General features: G+C 67.0%; 12 protein-coding genes. 6 read left to right on the top strand and 6 right to left on the bottom strand.

Going from position 1 to position 18,191, the window contains the following annotated elements:
- Positions 1-308: 308 nt before the first annotated feature.
- From GGR64_RS03225 to GGR64_RS03200, 6 genes are all read left to right on the top strand, one after another.
- Positions 309-1,457 (top strand): hypothetical protein, encoded by a 1,149-nt coding sequence (locus GGR64_RS03225; RefSeq protein ID WP_184643905.1) that lies wholly within the window; start codon positions 309-311, stop codon positions 1,455-1,457.
- The gene (locus GGR64_RS03220; RefSeq protein ID WP_167087373.1) at positions 1,457-1,972 is read left to right on the top strand and encodes a hypothetical protein; all 516 of its coding nucleotides are present in this window, start codon (positions 1,457-1,459) and stop codon (positions 1,970-1,972) included. The genes GGR64_RS03225 and GGR64_RS03220 overlap by 1 nt, the downstream gene beginning before the upstream one ends.
- 161 nt (positions 1,973-2,133) lie before the next feature.
- Complete coding sequence (locus tag GGR64_RS03215) at positions 2,134-2,649, top strand: RNA polymerase sigma factor (RefSeq protein ID WP_184643903.1); 516 nt, start codon at positions 2,134-2,136, stop codon at positions 2,647-2,649.
- A complete protein-coding gene (locus GGR64_RS03210; RefSeq protein ID WP_184643901.1) occupies positions 2,646-3,686 on the top strand; it encodes a FecR domain-containing protein in 1,041 nt (346 codons plus the stop codon). The genes GGR64_RS03215 and GGR64_RS03210 overlap by 4 nt, the downstream gene beginning before the upstream one ends.
- A gap of 137 nt (positions 3,687-3,823) precedes the next feature.
- Positions 3,824-6,766 carry a TonB-dependent receptor gene (locus GGR64_RS03205; RefSeq protein WP_184643899.1) on the top strand — a complete coding sequence of 981 codons (2,943 nt, stop codon included), beginning with the start codon at positions 3,824-3,826 and terminating at the stop codon, positions 6,764-6,766.
- 10 nt (positions 6,767-6,776) lie between these two features.
- On the top strand, positions 6,777-8,372 hold the full coding sequence (locus GGR64_RS03200; protein ID WP_184643897.1) for an alkaline phosphatase D family protein: 1,596 nt from the start codon (positions 6,777-6,779) through the stop codon (positions 8,370-8,372).
- A 242-nt stretch (positions 8,373-8,614) separates the two neighbouring features.
- On the opposite strand, the gene GGR64_RS03195 is transcribed toward GGR64_RS03200, so the two are convergent.
- The 6 genes from GGR64_RS03195 to GGR64_RS03170 form a co-directional block, all read right to left on the bottom strand.
- Entirely contained in the window at positions 8,615-9,883 is a 1,269-nt protein-coding gene (locus GGR64_RS03195; protein ID WP_184643895.1) for a phosphatidylserine decarboxylase family protein, read from the bottom strand.
- Complete coding sequence (locus tag GGR64_RS03190; protein ID WP_260302682.1) at positions 9,876-10,814, bottom strand: DNA-binding domain-containing protein; 939 nt, start codon at positions 10,812-10,814, stop codon at positions 9,876-9,878. The genes GGR64_RS03195 and GGR64_RS03190 overlap by 8 nt, the downstream gene beginning before the upstream one ends.
- Positions 10,807-11,766, bottom strand: a complete 960-nt coding sequence (locus GGR64_RS03185) for a DUF692 domain-containing protein (RefSeq protein WP_184644283.1) — start codon at positions 11,764-11,766, stop codon at positions 10,807-10,809. Before GGR64_RS03185 ends, GGR64_RS03190 begins: the two co-directional genes overlap by 8 nt.
- 21 nt (positions 11,767-11,787) lie before the next feature.
- Positions 11,788-13,878, bottom strand: a complete 2,091-nt coding sequence (locus GGR64_RS03180; protein WP_184643893.1) for a ferritin-like domain-containing protein — start codon at positions 13,876-13,878, stop codon at positions 11,788-11,790.
- 570 nt (positions 13,879-14,448) lie between these two features.
- Entirely contained in the window at positions 14,449-17,010 is a 2,562-nt protein-coding gene (gene galA, locus GGR64_RS03175; protein WP_184643891.1) for a beta-galactosidase GalA, read from the bottom strand.
- Positions 17,007-18,182: an arabinogalactan endo-1,4-beta-galactosidase gene (locus tag GGR64_RS03170; RefSeq protein ID WP_184643889.1), complete on the bottom strand. Its 1,176-nt coding sequence runs from the start codon at positions 18,180-18,182 to the stop codon at positions 17,007-17,009. The genes galA and GGR64_RS03170 overlap by 4 nt, the downstream gene beginning before the upstream one ends.
- Positions 18,183-18,191: the final 9 nt, after the last annotated feature.

Raw genomic sequence — 18,191 nt, 5'->3', positions numbered from 1 at the left:
TGCTAAAGTGCTGAAATAGTAATGGTGTCGCGATCATTACAAGGCCGATGTCGACGTTGTTGCGCGGAATGCGCCATCGGTTGGCCCATTCGTATGTTGTCGGCGCGTCGCGCCTGTTCTTGATAGCGCCCATGACTTGATCGCACCCATGCGCCGACCGTCGCCGCCATTGCCTGTCACGGGATGCTGGGCATCGAGGTGCGCGATCGCTCGCCTTTACTCAACCCAGGTGGCGTGGCTAGACTGCCGAATCGGGGAGGCCGGCGGGCACGCCGCCGGCTGGCCGGTGCCGACTCAGGGGGATAACGATGTTCAAGCGACTGTGCTTGGCCTTAGGGCTGAGCGTTTTCTGTGCGTCTTCGATGGCCCGCGACAATGCGTTGCCGTTGCCATTGGCGTCCGACATGCCGGTCGAGGTGCAACTCACCCAGCAGGAACTGGCGATCGATGTCTCGTCAACCGCGATGGAGATGGGGATGCAGTTCGGGCTGGTCGGTGCCCTGATCGGAACTGCCGTGCAGAACGCGAAGAACAAGAATGCCGAAGCTACCGTGCTGCCGTTGCGCAACATGATGGTCGGCTACGATTTCGAAACGCCGTTGATGCGGTCCCTGCAACGCCGGCTGCCTGGCTCGGGAATCGCCGATCGCCCTGTGATCACGGTCGTTCATGCGCCTTGGGAGGCACGGCAGGACCTGGATGGCATGCCGAAGCATGTCTTGGTCATCAGGCCGCGGTACGCCATGGGCGATGCGATGGGCACGGCCTATGTTCTGCTCAATGTGACGATCGAAAATCGCCAGATAAAGAACGGAACGGTCAAGACCAGGTTCCTGTTCTCGCGTCCTTATGCTGTTCGCTCCAGTTTCCAGTTGCCCGCCACAGGCGAAAGCAGGCCTTGGCTCGATCTGGGAGCAGCGCGGATGGGCGGGCTGATCGATCAATCGATCGACCAGGCCGTTGCCATGATGGTCTACGACTTTTCCGCAGAAGGTCGCCAGCAATGGGACCAGAAGATCAAGGGAAAATCGGACATTGCCGGACGTAGCGTGTCCGGCCGCATCGAGCGGCGCGAAGGGGACGTGGTGTGGGTGCGTGCTGGCAACACGCGCTTTCAGGCCATCACCGGGTACCAGTGGTTGCGTTCCGACTATCAGCCGGCAGCGCTGCCGGTGGCCGTGCCGAACCAGGCGGTTGCTGTCGAAGCAGCCGCATCCCAGGCGGTCGCGCCGACTCCGTCGGGCGCTGACACGTCCATCGTGCAGGTCGCCGCCGCGTCGCACAGCGAACCGGTTCCGAGCGTGAGCGCGTCTGCCGCCGTCGACACACCTGCCCACCCAGTGCAGGCGCCTGCAGAGACGTCCGTATCCACGGAGCCGGGCAAGCGCAAGACCTTCTGGGAAACATACAGGCCGAAGGATCAACCGATTCCTCAAGGCCAAGCGGCCCATCCCTGATGATCCGCATCGCCGCTTCGCTCAGCCTGCTGCTGTCGCTATGCGCATGCGCAGCCCGCATGGAGCGCGCGGAGGTGCTGCATCTGCCGACGACGGTCGATTCCGGTCTGCGCTGCCCCTACCGGCTGGGTCAGATCGTCGATGCGCGATCGACCACGGAGGTGGGAATGCTTGGTAAGCGCACGTATGCCTTCCCTGACATCGCTGCCAGCGTCCGTGAGGCGCTGGGATCGGTAGGCTGGTCGCGCGATGCGGACGCGTCATCGGTGACGATCAGCATTCAGAAGCTCTATCTGAGTGCCTTGCCCGCAACCGTCACCGGGGTGGCGGCATTCGAGATTCGGCCCCACGGCGCCTCGGCGTTCGTCGTGCGCGGGCAGTCGGCCAGAGTCAACTGGAACTCATCCACGTCCGATGCAATGGGGATTCTGGGCGCCGCGGTCGGCGACGCGCGTATGCAACTCGTTGCGCGACTCAATGCCAGTTGCCGCACCCCAGCTACCGCCGGACCCTGACAAACAGCGAACGCCGCCTCGTCGAACCCCGAGCGATGGCAGAGGCTTGCATCGCATACGGATTCCAGGTCATACGGGGCCCGGCCTGGTGATGAAATCGTGGCGTCATCTTCTCCCCGGAAGATCACCTGTTTCCATCTCTGGACGCGGTTGGAGCGGTCGTGAGTGGCGCGAGGGTATGGGAAAAGAGCTATGCGCTGCGGGGGCGCCTGCTGCGTGGCTTCTTCCTGCGCCGCGGCTCGCATGCCGAAGACGCCGAGGATCTTGCGCAGGAGGTCTATCTGCGCCTGTTGCGCAGCACCGGCGAGAACGCCGAGGCCGTCGCCAACCCGGAAGCCTATCTCTATACCGTGGCGGCCAACCTGGCGCGCGAACATGCGCGCTCGCGCGCTGCGCTGCCGCCGCTGGAGGATGTCGAGCTGCTGGCCGAAGTGCTCGAAAGCGAAGAGGACGTGGAGGGCGAGTTCGAACGCCGGCAGCGTTGGAGCGACATCCGCAACACCATCGCGCAACTGCCGCCGGCCACCCGCCAGATGATGGAACTGCACTATCGCGACGGACTGGAGTGCCAGCAGATCAGCGCGCGGATGGACGTGTCCGTGCACATGGTGCGCAAGCACATCGGCAGGGGACTGCAGGCGTGCAGGGCGAGGTTGCGCATCCGGGGTGAGGCATGAACCAAACGCCACCCACCATGGACGGCACCGTGGCCGAGCAGGCGGTGTCCTGGTTCCTGCGTCATCGCGAGGCGCCGTTGGGCGAGCCCGAGCGTCTGGCGTTCCTGGAGTGGATGCAGCGTTCGCCCGAACATGTGCGCGAATACCTGCGCGCCTCGCGCCTGCATCGCGAAGTGGGCGAGGCCATGAGCCCGCGGCGGCAGCAGGATGCGGCGGCCGGCCAAGCCGCCGTCGCCGCGCATCCGCCCCGCGCCAAGGTCGTGCCGCTGTTCTCCGGCACGGGACCGCGTGATGCCGCACCGGCCGCCCGGCGTCCGCGCCGACGCTGGCAGGTGGCAATTGCGGCTGCGGCCTGCGTGGCGATCGCCCTGGGCGCCCTGCTGGCGCATCTGCAATCGCCGGAGTTGCTGTTGCAGGCTGGGCACGGACAGCTGCGCGCGTTCACCCTGGCCGATGGCAGCCGGGTGCGGCTCAACGCGGACAGCGTGGTGCGCGTCCGGCTGGGATGGCTGGCCCGGCGCGCCGAATTGCTGCGCGGGGAGGCCAGTTTCGACATCGCAGCGGACCGGCGCCCCTTCCAGGTGCAGGTCGACGGGCTGCACATCCGCGACATCGGCACCGTGTTCGACGTCGCGCGCCGGTTGCAGGACACCCGGATCGGGGTGGTGTCCGGTGCAGTGGAGGTCTGCAGCAATGGCGAGAATGCGCGTTGCCTGGCGCGGCTGGATGCCGGTCGGGTGGCCACGGTCGATCACGGCAGCCTGGTGGTGCGGCCGCTGAGCATGCCGGCCTCGATGCTGCTGGACTGGCAGCAGCGCAAGATTTCCTTTCTCGACGAACGCCTGGACGAGGTCGCGCAGGCGTTCAATCGCCACAACACGGTACAGGTGGTGATCGCGGACCAGGCGGCTGCATCGGCGCGCCTGTCCGGCAGCCTGGACGCGCACCGGGTCTCGGCGCTGCAAGCCTTCCTGCAGCGCGACCCGCGCTTGGTGGTGCAGCGCGATGGCGACACGGTGCGCGTTTCCAGCCGCTGAGCATGCCGCGGACGTTGTCAGAAAAAATTCATCGAATCCGCGTTCTCCATTCCGGCGCTTGCCCGCTCTTTCTTAAGGAGAAGCCGCTGTCGTTCCGCGACGCGGCGTCGACATCCTCTCTCCCTCAAGGAACCGTGATGCGGAAGCCGCTCTCCCTGTCGATCGCCCTGGCCATCGTCCTCTCCCACGCCTTCCTCGGCCAGGCCCAGACCGCGACGCCGGATGCGCTGGTCGCGAAGATCACCACGCCGATCGCCGCGCAACCGCTGAGCCGCGCGCTGCAGCAGCTGTCGCGTGAGTCAGGCGTGCAGTTCCTGTACTCGCCCAACGGCTCCCCGCGCACAGGCGGCGCGGTGGCGGCGGGGTCGACGGTCAAGCAGGCGCTGGAGGCACTGCTGGCAGGCACCGGCCTGCGCTATTCGGTGGTGGACGGCAACGTCATCGCGATCGATTCCGCGCCGCCGCCACGCGATGTGCCGCAGACGGCCGCGCCGCAGCCGGGCGCCGAGCAGGAAAGTGCGGCACCGACGCTGGATGCGGTGAACGTGATCGCCGCGCACGAGGTGATCGAGCAGAAGAAGCAATCTCCGGGCATCAAGGACTCGGTGATCTACGACGAGATGGACAGCTACGGCGACGAGACGCTGGCTGAGAGCCTGATGGCCGCGCCGGGGGTGAGCGCGGTGGAGGACGCGGGCGAGCCGCGCTACGTGACCGTGCGCGGCGTGCAGCCCAACCTCAACTACACCACCATCGACGGGATCGCGATCGCCAGCGTGGGCGGCAGCGGCTCGGGCGAGCGCATGAACAACCTGCAACTCATTCCCAGCGACATCGGCACCCGCACCGACATCTACAAGAGCTTCAGTGCGGAGCAGGCGCCGGATGCCATCGGCGGGGTGATCGACATCGTCAGCCGCAGCGCCTTCGATCGCTCGGGCCGCTACGTCTTCGCCGATCTCGCCGGCATCTACTCCACCGCCGAAACCGACGTCGGCCGCAGCGCCGGCGGCGACCACAAGACGCTGGGACACTTCGGCAAGAGCGCCAAGGCGGTGTTCTCCAACCAGTTCGGGGCCGATCAGGAATTCGGGGTCGTGGCGGTGGCGCGCTACGAGCAACGCTCGCGCAACAGCATCAAGCGCTGGGTGGAGTCGAACTATTACTTCGACGCCGCAGGCAAGTACCTGACCGACGGCACCACCGATCCCGAGGCGGCCGCCGGCTGGAACGGCCTGCGCGCGCCGGGCAATTTCAGCACCGGCACCTATACCAATTACATCACCAACTTCGGTGGGTCGGCCAAGCTGGAGTGGAAGCCGTCGCAGGATCCGTTCTACGCCTCGTTGCTGCTGTACTCGTACCGGTTCTACGAGAACTCGACGATGAACAAGACCGATCTGTACTCCAATCCGAAGTTCCCGATCCGCAACGCCAGCGAGGACGGCGGCACCACCCAGATCAACAGCATCTACATCAAGAACCGGCACGACCGCTGGGATCGCAGCAACCGCGGCGCCATCGCCGTGTTCGACTGGGACGTGGGCGAGCGCTCGCGGCTCAGCCTGCGCGCCGGTCATACCGAAGAGACGTTCGACAACACCCAGGTGTACTGGGGCGTGCGCGCGTATCCGAGCAGGCTGTTCGTCGACTACGCCAACGACGGCAACGGTTTTCCGAACGCGGTCGGCGTGTCCGATCCGAGCCTGCTGACCACCTCGGCGTTCAAGCTCAATCCGGCGCAGGCCTACATCTCTCCGCGCGACGCGCAGGAAAGCATCGACGATGTGCGCGTGGATTTCACCCACAACATCGACGCCGACGCGCGTGGCTTCGGCCTGGCCACCGGCGCCGAGTACCGCCGCCTGGACATCTGGCAGAACATCGACTTCACCTACTACAAGACCAGCGCCACGCTCAATCGCTATCTGTATCCCGGCGCGACCCTGGTCGGCAGCGTGCCGGGCTTTCCGCTGATCGACAACCGCCTGTGGACCGAGCAGCTGCTGCCGACGCTGGACAACAACAACGCCGCCTACCCGAACGCCAACCTCACCAGCGACTACCGGTACGTCGAGGACATCGGCAATGCCTACGTCTCGGCGCACTATGCGTGGGAGCGGCTGCTGCTGATCGGCGGCCTGCGCTACGACCACACGCGCTTCGACGCGTATAGCCCCTTCAGCGCCGATGGCGGCGCCACCTATAGCGCCGACCTGCGCAAGAACACGGGCGGCTACGCCAATGTGCTGCCGTCGCTGAACGCCACCTTCAAGCTCAGCGACGACCAGCGCCTGCGCGCGTCGGCCAGCCGCACGCTGGGCCGGCCGACGCCGAGCAACATTGCCCAGGCGACCCAGACCAACTGCGGCGACGATGGGCAGGGCGGGAACTTCTGCACCATCCAGCAGGGCAACGCCGGCCTCAAGCCGCGCCGCGCCACCAACCTCGACCTGGCCTGGGATCTGTACTTCAACGGCAACAACGGCCTGGTGTCGGTGGCGCTGTTCGACAAGGTCATCCAGGACGACATCTATACCCTGACCACCTACGAGACCATCGGCGACGTCCGCTATCGGGTGACCCAGCCGATGAATACCGATCAGTCCACCCTGCGCGGCATCGAGTTGTCCGTCGCCAACCGCAACCTGCGCTGGGGCAATCAGCACCTGGACATGTATTTCAATGCTACCCGCCTGCAAGGGCGGACCAACTACACCATCACCGACGGCAGCCAGCGCCGCCTGGACCGCCTGCTGTACCAGCCGGACTGGTCGTTGAACGGCTCGCTGATCTGGCGCATGCCCTGGCACAGCGCGCAACTGCGTTTCTCCGGGACCTACCGCAGCCGCATGCTGGTCGACTTCGGCGATACCCAGTGGCTGGATTCGTACTACGACCCGTACATGACCTTCAACCTGGCCTTCAGCCACAGGATCGGCAAGCACGTGACGCTCAAGTACGAGGCCAAGAACCTGTTCAACACGCAGCCGACCTACAGCACCGGCCCGAACGGACGCTTCCGCACCGAGATCGACGACTACGGCCGTTTCTTCTACTTCCATGTGATCTACAACTGAGGCGATCGCCATGAGTACCTTCAATCGCAGGCGCTTTCTCGCCCTGTCCGGTCTTTCCGCGTTCGGCGCCTGGATGCAGACCGCCTCCGCGCTGGCTACGCAGACCGATGCCAAGACCTTGCTCCCCCGCAACCTGCTCGCCTCGCCACGGTTCGCGACCACGCCGTTCACCCTGGGCGTGGCCTCCGGCGACCCCTCGCCGGAAGGCGTGGTGCTGTGGACGCGGCTGGCGCCCGAGCCGTTGGTATACGGCGGGGGGATGCCGACGCGGCCGATGGTGGTCGACTGGGAGGTGGCGGCCGACGAGGGATTCGCCACGCTGGTGCGACGCGGATCGTCGCTGGCGCATCCGGAACTGGGCCATGCGCTGCACGTCGAACTCAAGGGTCTGTCGCCGGCCAGGCCGTACTGGTATCGCTTCAGGATCGGCGATCACGCCAGCCCGGTCGGCCGCACCTGCACGCTGCCGGCGGCCACCGCCAAGGTGGAGCGGGTGCGTTTCGCCGTTGCCGGCTGCCAGCACTACGAGGAAGGCCACTACACCGCATGGCGGTGCATTGCCGAGGAGCCGCTGGATTTCGTCTTCCACTACGGCGACTACATCTACGAAGGCGCAGCGCGGCCCGGCCCGCGCACGATGAACGGCCGTCCGTTCACCAACCTGCGCGATCATGTCGGTCCGGAGATCTACACGCTGGACGACTACCGACGCCGCTACGCGCAGTACAAGTCCGATGCCGACCTGCAGGCGGCGCATGCCGCCGCGCCGTGGTTCGTGACCTTCGACGACCACGAAGTGGACAACAACTGGGCCGGCGCCGAAGACCAGGACGACACCCCCAGCGAGGTGTTCCTGTTGCGGCGCGCGCAGGCGTTCCAGGCGTATTACGAGAACATGCCGTTGCGCCGCACTGCGTTTCCGCGCGACGGCCACATGCAGTTGTACCGGCGCGCCCGCTACGGCACCTTGATGGACCTGCATCTGCTCGATACCCGCCAGTACCGCAGCAAGCAGGTCGACATGACGCAGCGCGACCAGGTGCAGTCGCCGGCGCGCAGCATCATGGGCGAGGCGCAGGAGCAGTGGCTGTTCGACGGCCTGGCCGACAAGGCGCCGCGCTGGCACACCATTGCCCATCAGGTCGCGCTGGGCAACTACGCGATCGAGAAGAACGGCGAGGTGGTGTATTCCGACGACCAATGGTCGGGCTATCTGGCCAGCCGCCGGCGCCTGCTCGACCACATCCAGCGGGTCGGCTTCGGTAACGTGGTCACCACCTGCGGCGACGCGCACCGCCATTTCGCCAGCGACCTGGTGCAGGACGACGCCGATTCCGGCATCGTCTCCAGTGAGCTGCTGGCCACCTCGATCACCTCCGGCTCCGATGGCCTCGGCGAGGATGCGGTGGCCGAAAACATGCTGCGACACAGTCCGCACCTGAAGGCCAGTACCGACAAGCGCGGCTATCTGCTGTGCGACGTGCGCCGCGACGCGTGGATCGGCGACATGAAGACGCTGGATCAGGTGATGCAGCCGAACGGAACGTTGCAGAGCTGGCGGCGCTACGCCATCGCCCACGGCAAGCCCGGCTTGCAGGAGGCCTGAGGCGCAACAGTTGCGTAGCGCCGGCAGCGGCCGCACCTGCTTGCCGGCGTGCGCTTCGTCGTCGTAGGCGCTCTTCTTGGCCGTGCACCACCAGGAGAAAGGTGGCGACGCATGACGCTCGACTGGCCGCCGGTATGGCTGGTGATCGTGGCCACGATGGACTGGCGGACGCGTGGAGGCGAGACCGGACGCAGCCGCAAGTCCGCGGCGGCGTCTGGCGCGTTCGCAGCGCGGGCGACAGCTCAGACCGGCAGGTCCACCGCCGCCAGTTGCGCGTTGACCTGGATCGTGGCGTTTTCCTTGAGCGCACCGAAGTTCAGCGACACCTTGTTCTCGAACACCACGCACAGCGTCGACCCGCCGTAGCTGAAATAGCCGAGCTCCTCGCCCTTGCTGACGTGCTGGCCATCGGCCACGGTCTGGGTCAGCGAGGAAATCTCGGTGATGCCGATCGGCATGACGAACACCGTGCCGATCCGCGCGTCGTCGGCGGTGATGGCGACGATGCCGCGGTTGTTGACGGCTGCGCCGTACACCTGCGAGGCCACGCCGGCATCTTTATCGAACGTGCTGTCCTCGTTTTCGCTGAACAGCAGTCCGTCCACGTTGCGGTACGCCACTACGCCGTCGACCGGTGCGTGCCAGCGGTGGTAGTCGGCACCGCTCAGGAAGATTTGCACGACGGTGCCGCCGACGAAGCGCTGCAGCGTCGCCGGGTCGGGGTTGGCCAGCATGTCCTGCAAGGAGTAGGCCTTCTCCTTGATCCAGAACACCGCGGTCTGCTGCACGCCGGTGGCGATGCGGTAGACCGTCCCATCGTTCGGCGAGGTGACGATGCCGGGGTTGCCGACGCCGGCGATGGGGCGAACCTTGGACTGGATCTCGCGATGGAAGAACGCGTTGTAGGAGCCGAAGCCGCCGTACTCGGCGTCCCAGTCGATCACGAAGTCGGCGAGCTTGAATTCAGCGATGGCGGCCGTGCCGAGCCAACCGGTCACCGGGTCCGGATTCAGTACCGAGCAACTCGCCGGGCTGTCGAGATAGGCGGCCCAGGTCTCGAGGATGGCGCGGAGGCCTTCGTTGAAGGCGTCGAGACGGAACAGCGCCTTGCCGGCCGGGGTCGCCATCATGTCGACGAACAACGCCGACATGGGAAACAGCACGCGCTTGTTCGGGTTGGCGTTGTACTCGGGCGCGGTGGTGCAGATCAGGTCCAGTTGCGCCAGCATGTCGTCGATGGAGGTGATGTTTGGCGGTTGCTGGACGATCTGGGCGATGGCCTCGGTCGCGTACATCCGCACGATCGGGTCGGTCGCGATCAGGTCGGCCAGGTGTTGCACGGCATCGTGCGCATAACCGGGTGCCGTGCCGTCGCGGTGTCGCAGGGCGCGTTCGCGAAACGCGGCATGCCAGTGCCGCAGGCCGCTGCGATCTTCCGGCAAGTAGCCGGCGAGCCAGCCGAAGCTGTTCCGGTAGTGCGTGTCGAGCGCACTTTCGTTCATGTCAGTCATGTGCGGTGTCCTTGTCGCGGTGGATGAAAGCGCTGGGGAGGTGCAAAGCCGGCGGTGCGGGCGTGTTGAGCGGTGTCAGCGTCACCAGGCTCGATGCCTGCGCATCGGGCAGCCATAGCGCGAGCAGGGCCAACACCTCGCCCGTATCGCGGCCGGTGCGCCGCGCGGCCGCCTGGGCGCAGGCCTGCAGTGGACGTCGTCCGCGCGCGGCATGGCGCAACGCGAAGAACTGCCAATCGCTCAGCGCTGCGATGGTGGTGCGGAACCGATGGCGGCCAATGCACAGGAAGCTGGGTTGCGCGGGTTCCGGCACCGAGGTCGCGGTGCCGGACAGCCAATCGCGAAACGCGGCGCATGGATAGGACAGCATGGCCAAGCGGGTGGTCGCCGGCACGCCGATGCGGCAAGGCCAGCCGAGCGCGAGCGCAGAGGCGTCGACGGCTGGCGCGTGCGCTTCGGCTTCCAGGCCCTCGGCACGGCTGGCCTCGGCCAGGGCGCGCTCCAGCCACGCCAGTTGCACGGGGAAGCGATCACGCGCCTGGCCCTGGCGGCGCTGGGACGCGCGCAGGAAGGCGGGAAACCCCGCACCCAGCGTATGCAGCGATGGCGCGCGCGGCGGGTGCGCGCTGAGGTAGGCGCGGGCGAAGAAGCCGAACAGGTCGTCGCCGAGCAGGCGGCACAGTGCCGGGAATTCGGCACGCAGCGCCTCGATCAGGCGTTGCCAATAGCCGTTGGCGTAGATCGCCAGTCGCGCCTGCGGATCGCCCCCCTCCGGCGACGTCAGCAGCCTGGCGGCATCCAGTCCGTGCAGGTCGCCGGCGTAGCGGAGGCCAGCCGCGAGTCCGCCAGGATGCGTGGTCGCGCTCAGCATCCAGCGCTGCACGTGGGCGAGCGCTGCCGGCGCCGTTCCGATGACGGCGGCGTCAGGCATCGGCAGGTTCCCTCGATGCGTAGTGCAACGGCGTGGACACGGCGTGCTCGGCGCAGACGGGATCGGCCATGTCCGGCATCGTGCCGGCCATGACGGCGCGTGCCTTGTCCAGTTCTTCCAGCAGGCCGTCGTAGTCCGGCAGCCTGGCGTCCCATTCCAGCAGGGTGGACACGCCGCCGGTGAGTTGCTGCGCGAGCGCATACAGTTCCCAGACGCGGCCAGGCACCGGTTGGTCGTGGGTGTCGATCAGGCAATCGCCGTGGCGGGTGGGGCCGGCCAGGTGCAGTTGCACCACGTGATCGGCAGGCAGGGCGCGCAGGTAGCGCTCGGGATCGAAGCGATGGTTGTGCGCGCTCACGTAGACGTTGTTGACGTCGAGCAGGATGCCGCAGGCGGTGGCATCGGCCAGGCCGCCGAGGAACTCCCATTCGGGCATGGTCGAGGTCTGGAACTGCACGTAGCTGGAGGGGTTCTCCAGCACCAGCGGCCTGCCCAGGATGTCCTGGACCTGCAGCACGCGATCGCGCACATGCGCGAAGGATTCCGCATTGAACGGCAACGGCAGCAGATCGTGCGCATTGTGCGAGCCGAGTCCGGTCCAGCACAGATGGTCCGAGATCCACGCCGCGTCGACGTCGCGCGCCAGGCGCTTGAGCTTGCCGAGATAGTCGTGATCCAGCGGTGCGTCCGATCCGATCGAAAGACAGACCCCATGCATGACGATGGGCGTCTGCTTGGCGAGCGCGTTCAACATCGCGCGCTGGTAGCCGGCGTCCTCGATGTAGTTTTCGGAGATGATCTCGAACCAGTCCACGCGCGCTCCCCCGGCCAGAATGGCCGGGAGATGCTGCGGGCGCAGGCCGACGCCGAAGCCCAGGTTCGGCAGGCCCAGACGCGATGGTGCGGCATTTGGCGCTGCCTGATGCGGCCGCGCACGCGTCGGGTCTGCCATGTCCGCCATCGCCTTGCCTCCTCAGGTCGACGGTGGCAGGGCGACGCGCAGGTCGGTGGGCTTTGGCTGGTCGCCCACCGGCAGTTTGCGCTCGGTCATCACCTTCTTGTATGTCTCCCACGCGATGTCGTAGACCGCATCGCCGACGGCGAACGCCTGCGTCGTCAAGGGCGTCGGGGTGTTGTCCGGGGCGGTGAAGTCGAAGACCTGCATGGTGCCGGCAGCCGGATAGAGTTGCGATGCCGAGATCGGCACGGCACAACCGCCGAAGCCGCCGCACTTGTTGTTGGCTGGCGCGCTGTACAGCGTGGGCGCGCCGCAGGTTCCGCCGACCTGTTCGCCCGCTGCGGCCTTGGCCGCCGCCTGTGCCGCTGCCGCGACGCGCTGACCGCAACCGCCGCCGATGGCCTGCGAGCAATTGCCGCCGCCGTCCACCGATTGCACGAATCCGCAGCCGCCCTGGGTGGCGCAGTGGTTGGAACCCTTGCAGCTGTGATAGATCGCCGGCGCCGCGCAGTCGCCGCCGGATCCATCGAGGGCGAGTCCCTGGCAGGCGTGCAGCAGTGTGCTTCTCGCTTGCGTGCTGCTGGTCACCTTCTGCAAGGTGGGCGCGCTGCCGTAGATCGCCCAGTACAGGCCCAGGCGATCGCCGGAGCCGACCATCGACGGATACGGGAACTGGACATCGGTGGCGCCCCACGACTCGCTCAACACGGTGGTGATGCCGGCGAGCGCGCCTTGCGCGACGTTGTCCAGCGCGGTGGGATCGACCTTTTTCAGATTGTTGAGTGCGGTGGCCACGTCGTCGGGCTTGGGGATGTTGCTTGGCGCGGTGGTGGGATCGAAATCGGAGGTGGTCAGCATCGCGCCCGTCCAGACGTTGCTCGAAATCGCATGCCATTGGCTCCAGGTCTGCACCTGTCCGACCAGTCCCAGCAGGTTCTCGAAACGCTGGTGGTGGTCCAGCGCACCATTGGTCGCGCGTGCGTCGGCATCCGTGGAGGTGGCCGATGCGCCGGTGTCGGTATAGGAGGGGTGGTTGTTGGCCATCGCCTCCTTGTCCGGCTGGAACGTCGGAACCACGCTGTTGATCTCGGCCAGGGACATGCCAATCTCCAGCGCACGCGCGTGCAGCATGTTCAGGAACTCGCGGGTGGTCGATGCGTCGATGCCGCCTTCGCCCTGGTCGCAGATGGCGGCCATCATGGTGATCGCCTGCATGCCGGCGGTCACCGCGGCCTTGGCGGTGATCTGCGTCGGCATCAGCGGATACTCCTTTTCCGCGGACTTGGCCGTGCTGTTGAACAGGTCCCATTGTCCGACGGGTCCGACGAACAGCTTCTCCCATAGCAGCTGTCCGTCCTCGTACTTGATGGTCATGTACCGATAAAGGCTGTAGTACATCCATCCGATCGTCCCGAACAGCGGCAGGTCGGTTTCCTTGCTTTGTGCCGTCCAGTCCGCGAACGGGACCTGGGGGAAATACGCATTACCTGGGTCGGACTTGATCCTGGCAAGCGCGGCCGCGTGGTCTTCTTCGATGAGGGTGAACAAGGTGACCTGGTCTTCACTCAGTTCGGACAGCTGCACGGTCAGGTTGCTGCCGACCGAGGGATCTTTCAGGTCGCGCAGATCGATCACGTGCGGAATGACGGTCTGCGTGGGGCCGTAGCAGATCCAGTTGTAGTTGGCGTCCTGCAGCAGCGGGCTGTTGAAATTGGGCTGCACGCCAACGGCGTTGCAGATGTTGGCCGCCATCTGCAGGTGCAGCATCTCGTCGATGAAGACCGAGAACAGCAGGTTGTAGGCGCGCTGTGGTGCAGTCGCGGGCGAGGTGTCGTCGGCAGGCACCACGACGCCGGTCGCCATGCCCGGCCAGACGCGGCCCTTGTAGTAGGAAATGCCGCTGGCGTTGATCGCGTGCGTGCCCTGGATCGACTTCATCGTGCACATGTACAGCGGGATGGTGAACAGCTCCACGTTGACCGCGGCCTGCACCAGAGCCTTCAGCGCGGCGGTGTCGGCGGCCAGTTCGCTCAGTGGCTGTCCGGTGATCTGAATCGGCTGCTTGGGGATGATGCCGCGGATGGCAGGGGCTTGCGATGCGCTCATGAAACCTTCTCCGTGGTGGGCCTGGCGTTGGGCTGGGTGATGAGCAGGCGCGAGCAACTGCACCTGCGTGTTCCACGTGGTGGTGCGGGTGAGGCGTTGAGTCGATACGGATGCTGGGTGCGCGAAGCGGTGTCGCGCGAAAAGTGGCTACGATGCGAGTCGGTGGTGTCGGCATGCCCCCGCATGCCCGCCGTGTGATGCGAGATATAGGCGTCGGCGCAAAGTGCGTCAATTGATCTGCGACACTTGTCTCAAAGTGTCTACTTGACGAGACGCCCGCAGCGTTGTTTCAGAGTTGGTGACGCGACGATGCTGAAGGTATGACGGTGAGATGTCGCGGGACGCGCCTGCGCATCCCACGCATTGCGGTGACGACGCGGTGGCCATCGCGCCATGGACAAGCGCGGGCGTGATGCTGGGCGCATTGACGCCATCCGGCCGGAAGCCGCACGTGCCTCGACTGGCAATGATCAAGGTTGGGGCGCAGGAGGCCGGCAATGATGCCGCCGCCGAAGTGCAGCTGCCCTGTGTCCATCGCCGCACCCTCGCAGCAGCGAAGGCGCCCAGTGCTTACGCCACGAACGGACGCGATCGCGCGCGTTCCACAGGCAACGCCAACCGAGCCGGTGCCAACCCAGGTGCCGTAGCTTCCAACGTCAGCGTGCCCGCCGTGCGCGTGGTCTGCAGCAAGGCCATGCACAGGCCGTTGAAGGCGTGGCGATGGTCGGCCTTGTCGCTCTCGTGGCTGGACGGGTCGCCGTTGCCCACGCCGATCAGGCGGCCAGGGCCGCGGACGGCGAAGCGCACGGCGTCGCTGGCGGTGGGTACGACGCGGCCCTTCGCGTCGACGATTTCCACCGCGACCACGGCGACATCTTCGGCGTCGGCCAGCAGGGTGGCGCGCTCGCAACGCAGGCGCACTGCGGTCGGGGCGCCGACGGTCTCGCGCAGCTGCGTCAGCACCTGCTTGCCGCCGCGGTAGCCGCGCGCTTCGATGCGACCGGGGGCGTAGCGCACGTGCCACTCGACGTGACCGTAGGCCGGCACCTGTTGCAGGCCCTGGCTGACGCCGTTGACCAGCAGTTCCACCGCGTCCAGGTTGCTGTGGCACCACACGTCGACCATGCCGTTGTCGCGCTCGTCCAGCAGGCCGTCCCAGTTCCAGTGCGGGAACAGGTGCAGCACCGGCTCGGCGGTCCACTGCGCGCGGTAGTACCAGTAGTTGTCCTTGGGAAAGCCGCAGCTGTCGAGGATGCCGAACTGCGAGGCCACGTTCGGCCAGCGGTTGTACGGGGTCGGTTCGCCGCGGTAGTCGAAGCCGGTCCAGACGAAGCCGCCGGCGATGTACGGGCGCTGCGCGACATAGCTCCACCAGGCTTCGGCGCTGCTGGCCCACCAGGGGTAGTCGAGGTCGTAGGCGCGGGCGTAGCCGCGCACGTCGTCGGTGCGGTAGTTGCCGCGCACGCCGACGGTGCTGCCGGTTTCGCTGCCGTAGACCGGGATCTGCGGATGGCGCGCATGGAAGGCGTCCATCTGCGTGGTGCGGTAGTTGAAGCCGACCACGTCCACGACCTGGCCGACGCCGTCGTCGAAGCCCTTGTCCATGGCGAAGGTGGTGGGCCGGGTCGGGTCCAGGCGGCGGACCAGGCGCTGCATGCGCGCGACGATGCGCGCGCCGCGCGCGGTGACCATCTGCGGCTCTTCGTTGCCCAGCGACCACAGCATCACGCAGGGATGGTTGCGGCCGCGCCGCACCATCGACGTCAGTTCGGCCATGGCCTCGTCGTCGGAGGACATGCGCCGGGTCTCGTCGATCAGCAACAGGCCCAGCCGGTCGCACAGTTCCAGCACGGCGGGCGAGGCCGGGTTGTGCGCGCTGCGGTAGGCGTTGCAGCCCATCGACTTGAGCTGGCGCAGGCGCCATTCGTGCAGGCGGTCGGGAATGGCGGTGCCGACGCCGGCATGGTCCTGGTGGTTGTTGGTGCCGTGCAGCTTGTAGACGGCGCCGTTGAGCAGCAGGCCGCGCTGCGGATCGAACTGCAGGCGGCGCACGCCGAAGTGCGTGGTGGTCGCGTCGCAGGTGCGGCCATCGCCGAGCAGGCGCGTGGACAGGGTGTAGCGCTGCGGGGTTTCCGGCGACCACGGCGCGGGTGTGCCCAGGTCCAGGGTCTGCTGCACGCGCTGCACCACGCCCGGTTCGACCGTGATCGGCGCCGAGCTGGCCTGGGCGACGATGCGCCCGTCGGGGGCGCGGATCACCGACACCACGCTGCACTGGCGCGGCGTCGCGCCGTTGTTGCCGAGTTCGGTTTCCACCATTGCTTGTGCGTCGCCGCCGTCCCAGGCGCTGCGCACGAAGACGCCATCCATCGGCACGTGCAGCGCGTCGGTGGTGCGCAGCCAGACGTGGCGGTAGACGCCGGCGCCTTCGTAGAACCAGCCTTCGCCGAGGGTGGCGTCCACGCGTACGGCGATGATGTTCCTGGCGCCGCAGTCGAGCACGTCGCTGAGGTCGACCTCGAAGCCGCAGTAGCCGCTGCCGTTGCGGCCGACGATGTGGCCGTTGCAGAACACGATGCAGTCGCGGAACACGCCGTCGAATTCCAGGCTGATCCGCTTGCCCAGGTCCTCGGCCGGAATCTCCAGCACGCGCCGGTACCAGCCGATGCTGGTCTGCGGATCGGTGCGGCCCAGCGGCGTGTAGCCATGCGCGGCGGCCGGGTCTTCGCCGTTGACCAGGGTGGAGGTCGGGTCCTTCCGTGGCGGCAGCGTGACTGCCCAGTCGTGCGGCAGGTCGATGCGCTCCCAGTCGCTGTCGTCGAAGCCGAGCAGGGCGGCGTCGGCGGTGTCCTTGCCGGCCTTGGCGTAGGTGCGCTGGAAGGTGCCGAAGTTGAAGTCGCGCGCCGGATCGTCGGCGTGGCCGAGATGGAAGCGCCAGCCGGTATCGCACAGCAGGCGCCGGCGCGGCGCGTCGTCGTCCAGGTCCAGCGACAGCGGTGACGCGGCGCTACCGCTGGCGGGCGTGGCGGCCAGCGCGGCCGGCGCCAGCGCCGCGGCCGCGCCGGGCACTGCCACCTGCACGCCGCCGGCGACCAGCGAGCGCAGGAGGTCGCGGCGGCTCAGTTCGATCATGGCCGCGCGTCCTGCGCCGGCGCGTCGGCCTTGCTCGCTGCCGTGGCCGGAGCCGGCCGGTAGGCGTGCTGCATGAAGCCGATGCCGGGCAGCAGTTCGTTGCCGTGGCGGAAATCGAAGAAACTGGCGTTCTCCCACGAGGAGCCGACGCCCCAGCGGGTCTTGCACTGGTTGCTGGTCCACGCCGGCTCCCAGTACACGACGCCGCTGCCGCCGTTGTCGACCACCAGTTGGGTGAGGTCGACCAGGTACTTCAGCTGGCCCTGCGGCGTGGCCGGGTAGCCCGGAATCAGCGAGTCCGCGCCGAGCAGGTTGGGCGAGGGATCGCCGCTCTCCAGCGTCCATGGATAGGCGGTCTCCACCACCATCACTTCGGCCGGATAGCGCTGGCGCAGGCGCTTGATGGTGGCGCCGAGCTGGTCCATGGTCTCGCGCGACCACTTGCGGTAGTAGCTGATGCCGATGAAGTCGAAGTCGCGCACGCCGGCCTTGGCCGCGTCGGCGAACCACGGCTCCACGTTCTCCGGCTGGGCGATATGCAGCATCACCTTCGGTTTGATCGTCGAGCGCGCGCCGGCGTCGCGCACTGCCTTGATGCCGGCGTTGAACAGCTTGGCGTTGCGGGTCCAGTCGATCGGCCGGCGCTTGTCCCAGGGCTGGCTGTCCATCAGGTCCGAATTGCTCTCGTTGCCCACCTGCACCAGTTCCGGCATCAGCCCTGCGCGGTCCAGCGCGCTCAGCGTGTCATAGGTGAAGCCGTACAGCGTGCGCGCCAGTTCGTCCTGGTCGGTGATCGAGGCCCAGGCCTTGGGGATCAATTGCTTGTCGCCGTCTGCCCAGTCGTCGGAGTAGTGGAAGTCCAGCAGCACCTGCATGCCCTGCGCACGCGCGCGACGGATGGTCTTCTTGACGTCGCTCAGGTCGCTGTAGCGGGTCCAGCGCGCATCGTTCCACAGGCGCACGCGCACCAGGTTGGCGCCGTGCGCGTGGAACAGCTCGAACGGGTCGCGCACCGTACCCTGCTCGCGGTACTGCACGCCGCAATCTTCCATCTCGTTGACGTAGGACAGGTCGGCGCCCAGGTACAGCGGGCCGGCGCCGGCCATGGGCGTGGCGAGGGCGGCCGCGAGGGCCAGCGCGAGCGCCGGCAGCCATGTGCGTTTGGATCGCATGCGGGTCTC

The sequence above is a fragment of the Xanthomonas sp. 3307 genome (genome assembly GCF_014199735.1).
Classification (GTDB): domain Bacteria; phylum Pseudomonadota; class Gammaproteobacteria; order Xanthomonadales; family Xanthomonadaceae; genus Xanthomonas_A; species Xanthomonas_A rydalmerensis.
The sequence above is the reverse complement of the archived record's forward strand: the minus strand, read 5'-3'. Positions and strand labels throughout refer to the sequence as shown.

Excerpts from the sequence above, each read along its gene's own strand:
- GGR64_RS03225 (WP_184643905.1), top strand. The coding sequence starts at position 309 with ATGTTCAAGCGACTGTGCTTGGCCTTAGGGCTGAGCGTTTTCTGTGCG.
- GGR64_RS03220 (WP_167087373.1), top strand. The coding sequence starts at position 1,457 with ATGATCCGCATCGCCGCTTCGCTCAGCCTGCTGCTGTCGCTATGCGCA.
- GGR64_RS03210 (WP_184643901.1), top strand. The coding sequence starts at position 2,646 with ATGAACCAAACGCCACCCACCATGGACGGCACCGTGGCCGAGCAGGCG.
- GGR64_RS03205 (WP_184643899.1), top strand. The coding sequence starts at position 3,824 with ATGCGGAAGCCGCTCTCCCTGTCGATCGCCCTGGCCATCGTCCTCTCC.
- GGR64_RS03200 (WP_184643897.1), top strand. The coding sequence starts at position 6,777 with ATGAGTACCTTCAATCGCAGGCGCTTTCTCGCCCTGTCCGGTCTTTCC.
- GGR64_RS03195 (WP_184643895.1), bottom strand. The coding sequence starts at position 9,883 with ATGACTGACATGAACGAAAGTGCGCTCGACACGCACTACCGGAACAGC.
- GGR64_RS03190 (WP_260302682.1), bottom strand. The coding sequence starts at position 10,814 with ATGCCTGACGCCGCCGTCATCGGAACGGCGCCGGCAGCGCTCGCCCAC.
- GGR64_RS03185 (WP_184644283.1), bottom strand. The coding sequence starts at position 11,766 with ATGGCAGACCCGACGCGTGCGCGGCCGCATCAGGCAGCGCCAAATGCC.
- GGR64_RS03180 (WP_184643893.1), bottom strand. The coding sequence starts at position 13,878 with ATGAGCGCATCGCAAGCCCCTGCCATCCGCGGCATCATCCCCAAGCAG.
- galA (WP_184643891.1), bottom strand. The coding sequence starts at position 17,010 with ATGATCGAACTGAGCCGCCGCGACCTCCTGCGCTCGCTGGTCGCCGGC.
- GGR64_RS03170 (WP_184643889.1), bottom strand. The coding sequence starts at position 18,182 with ATGCGATCCAAACGCACATGGCTGCCGGCGCTCGCGCTGGCCCTCGCG.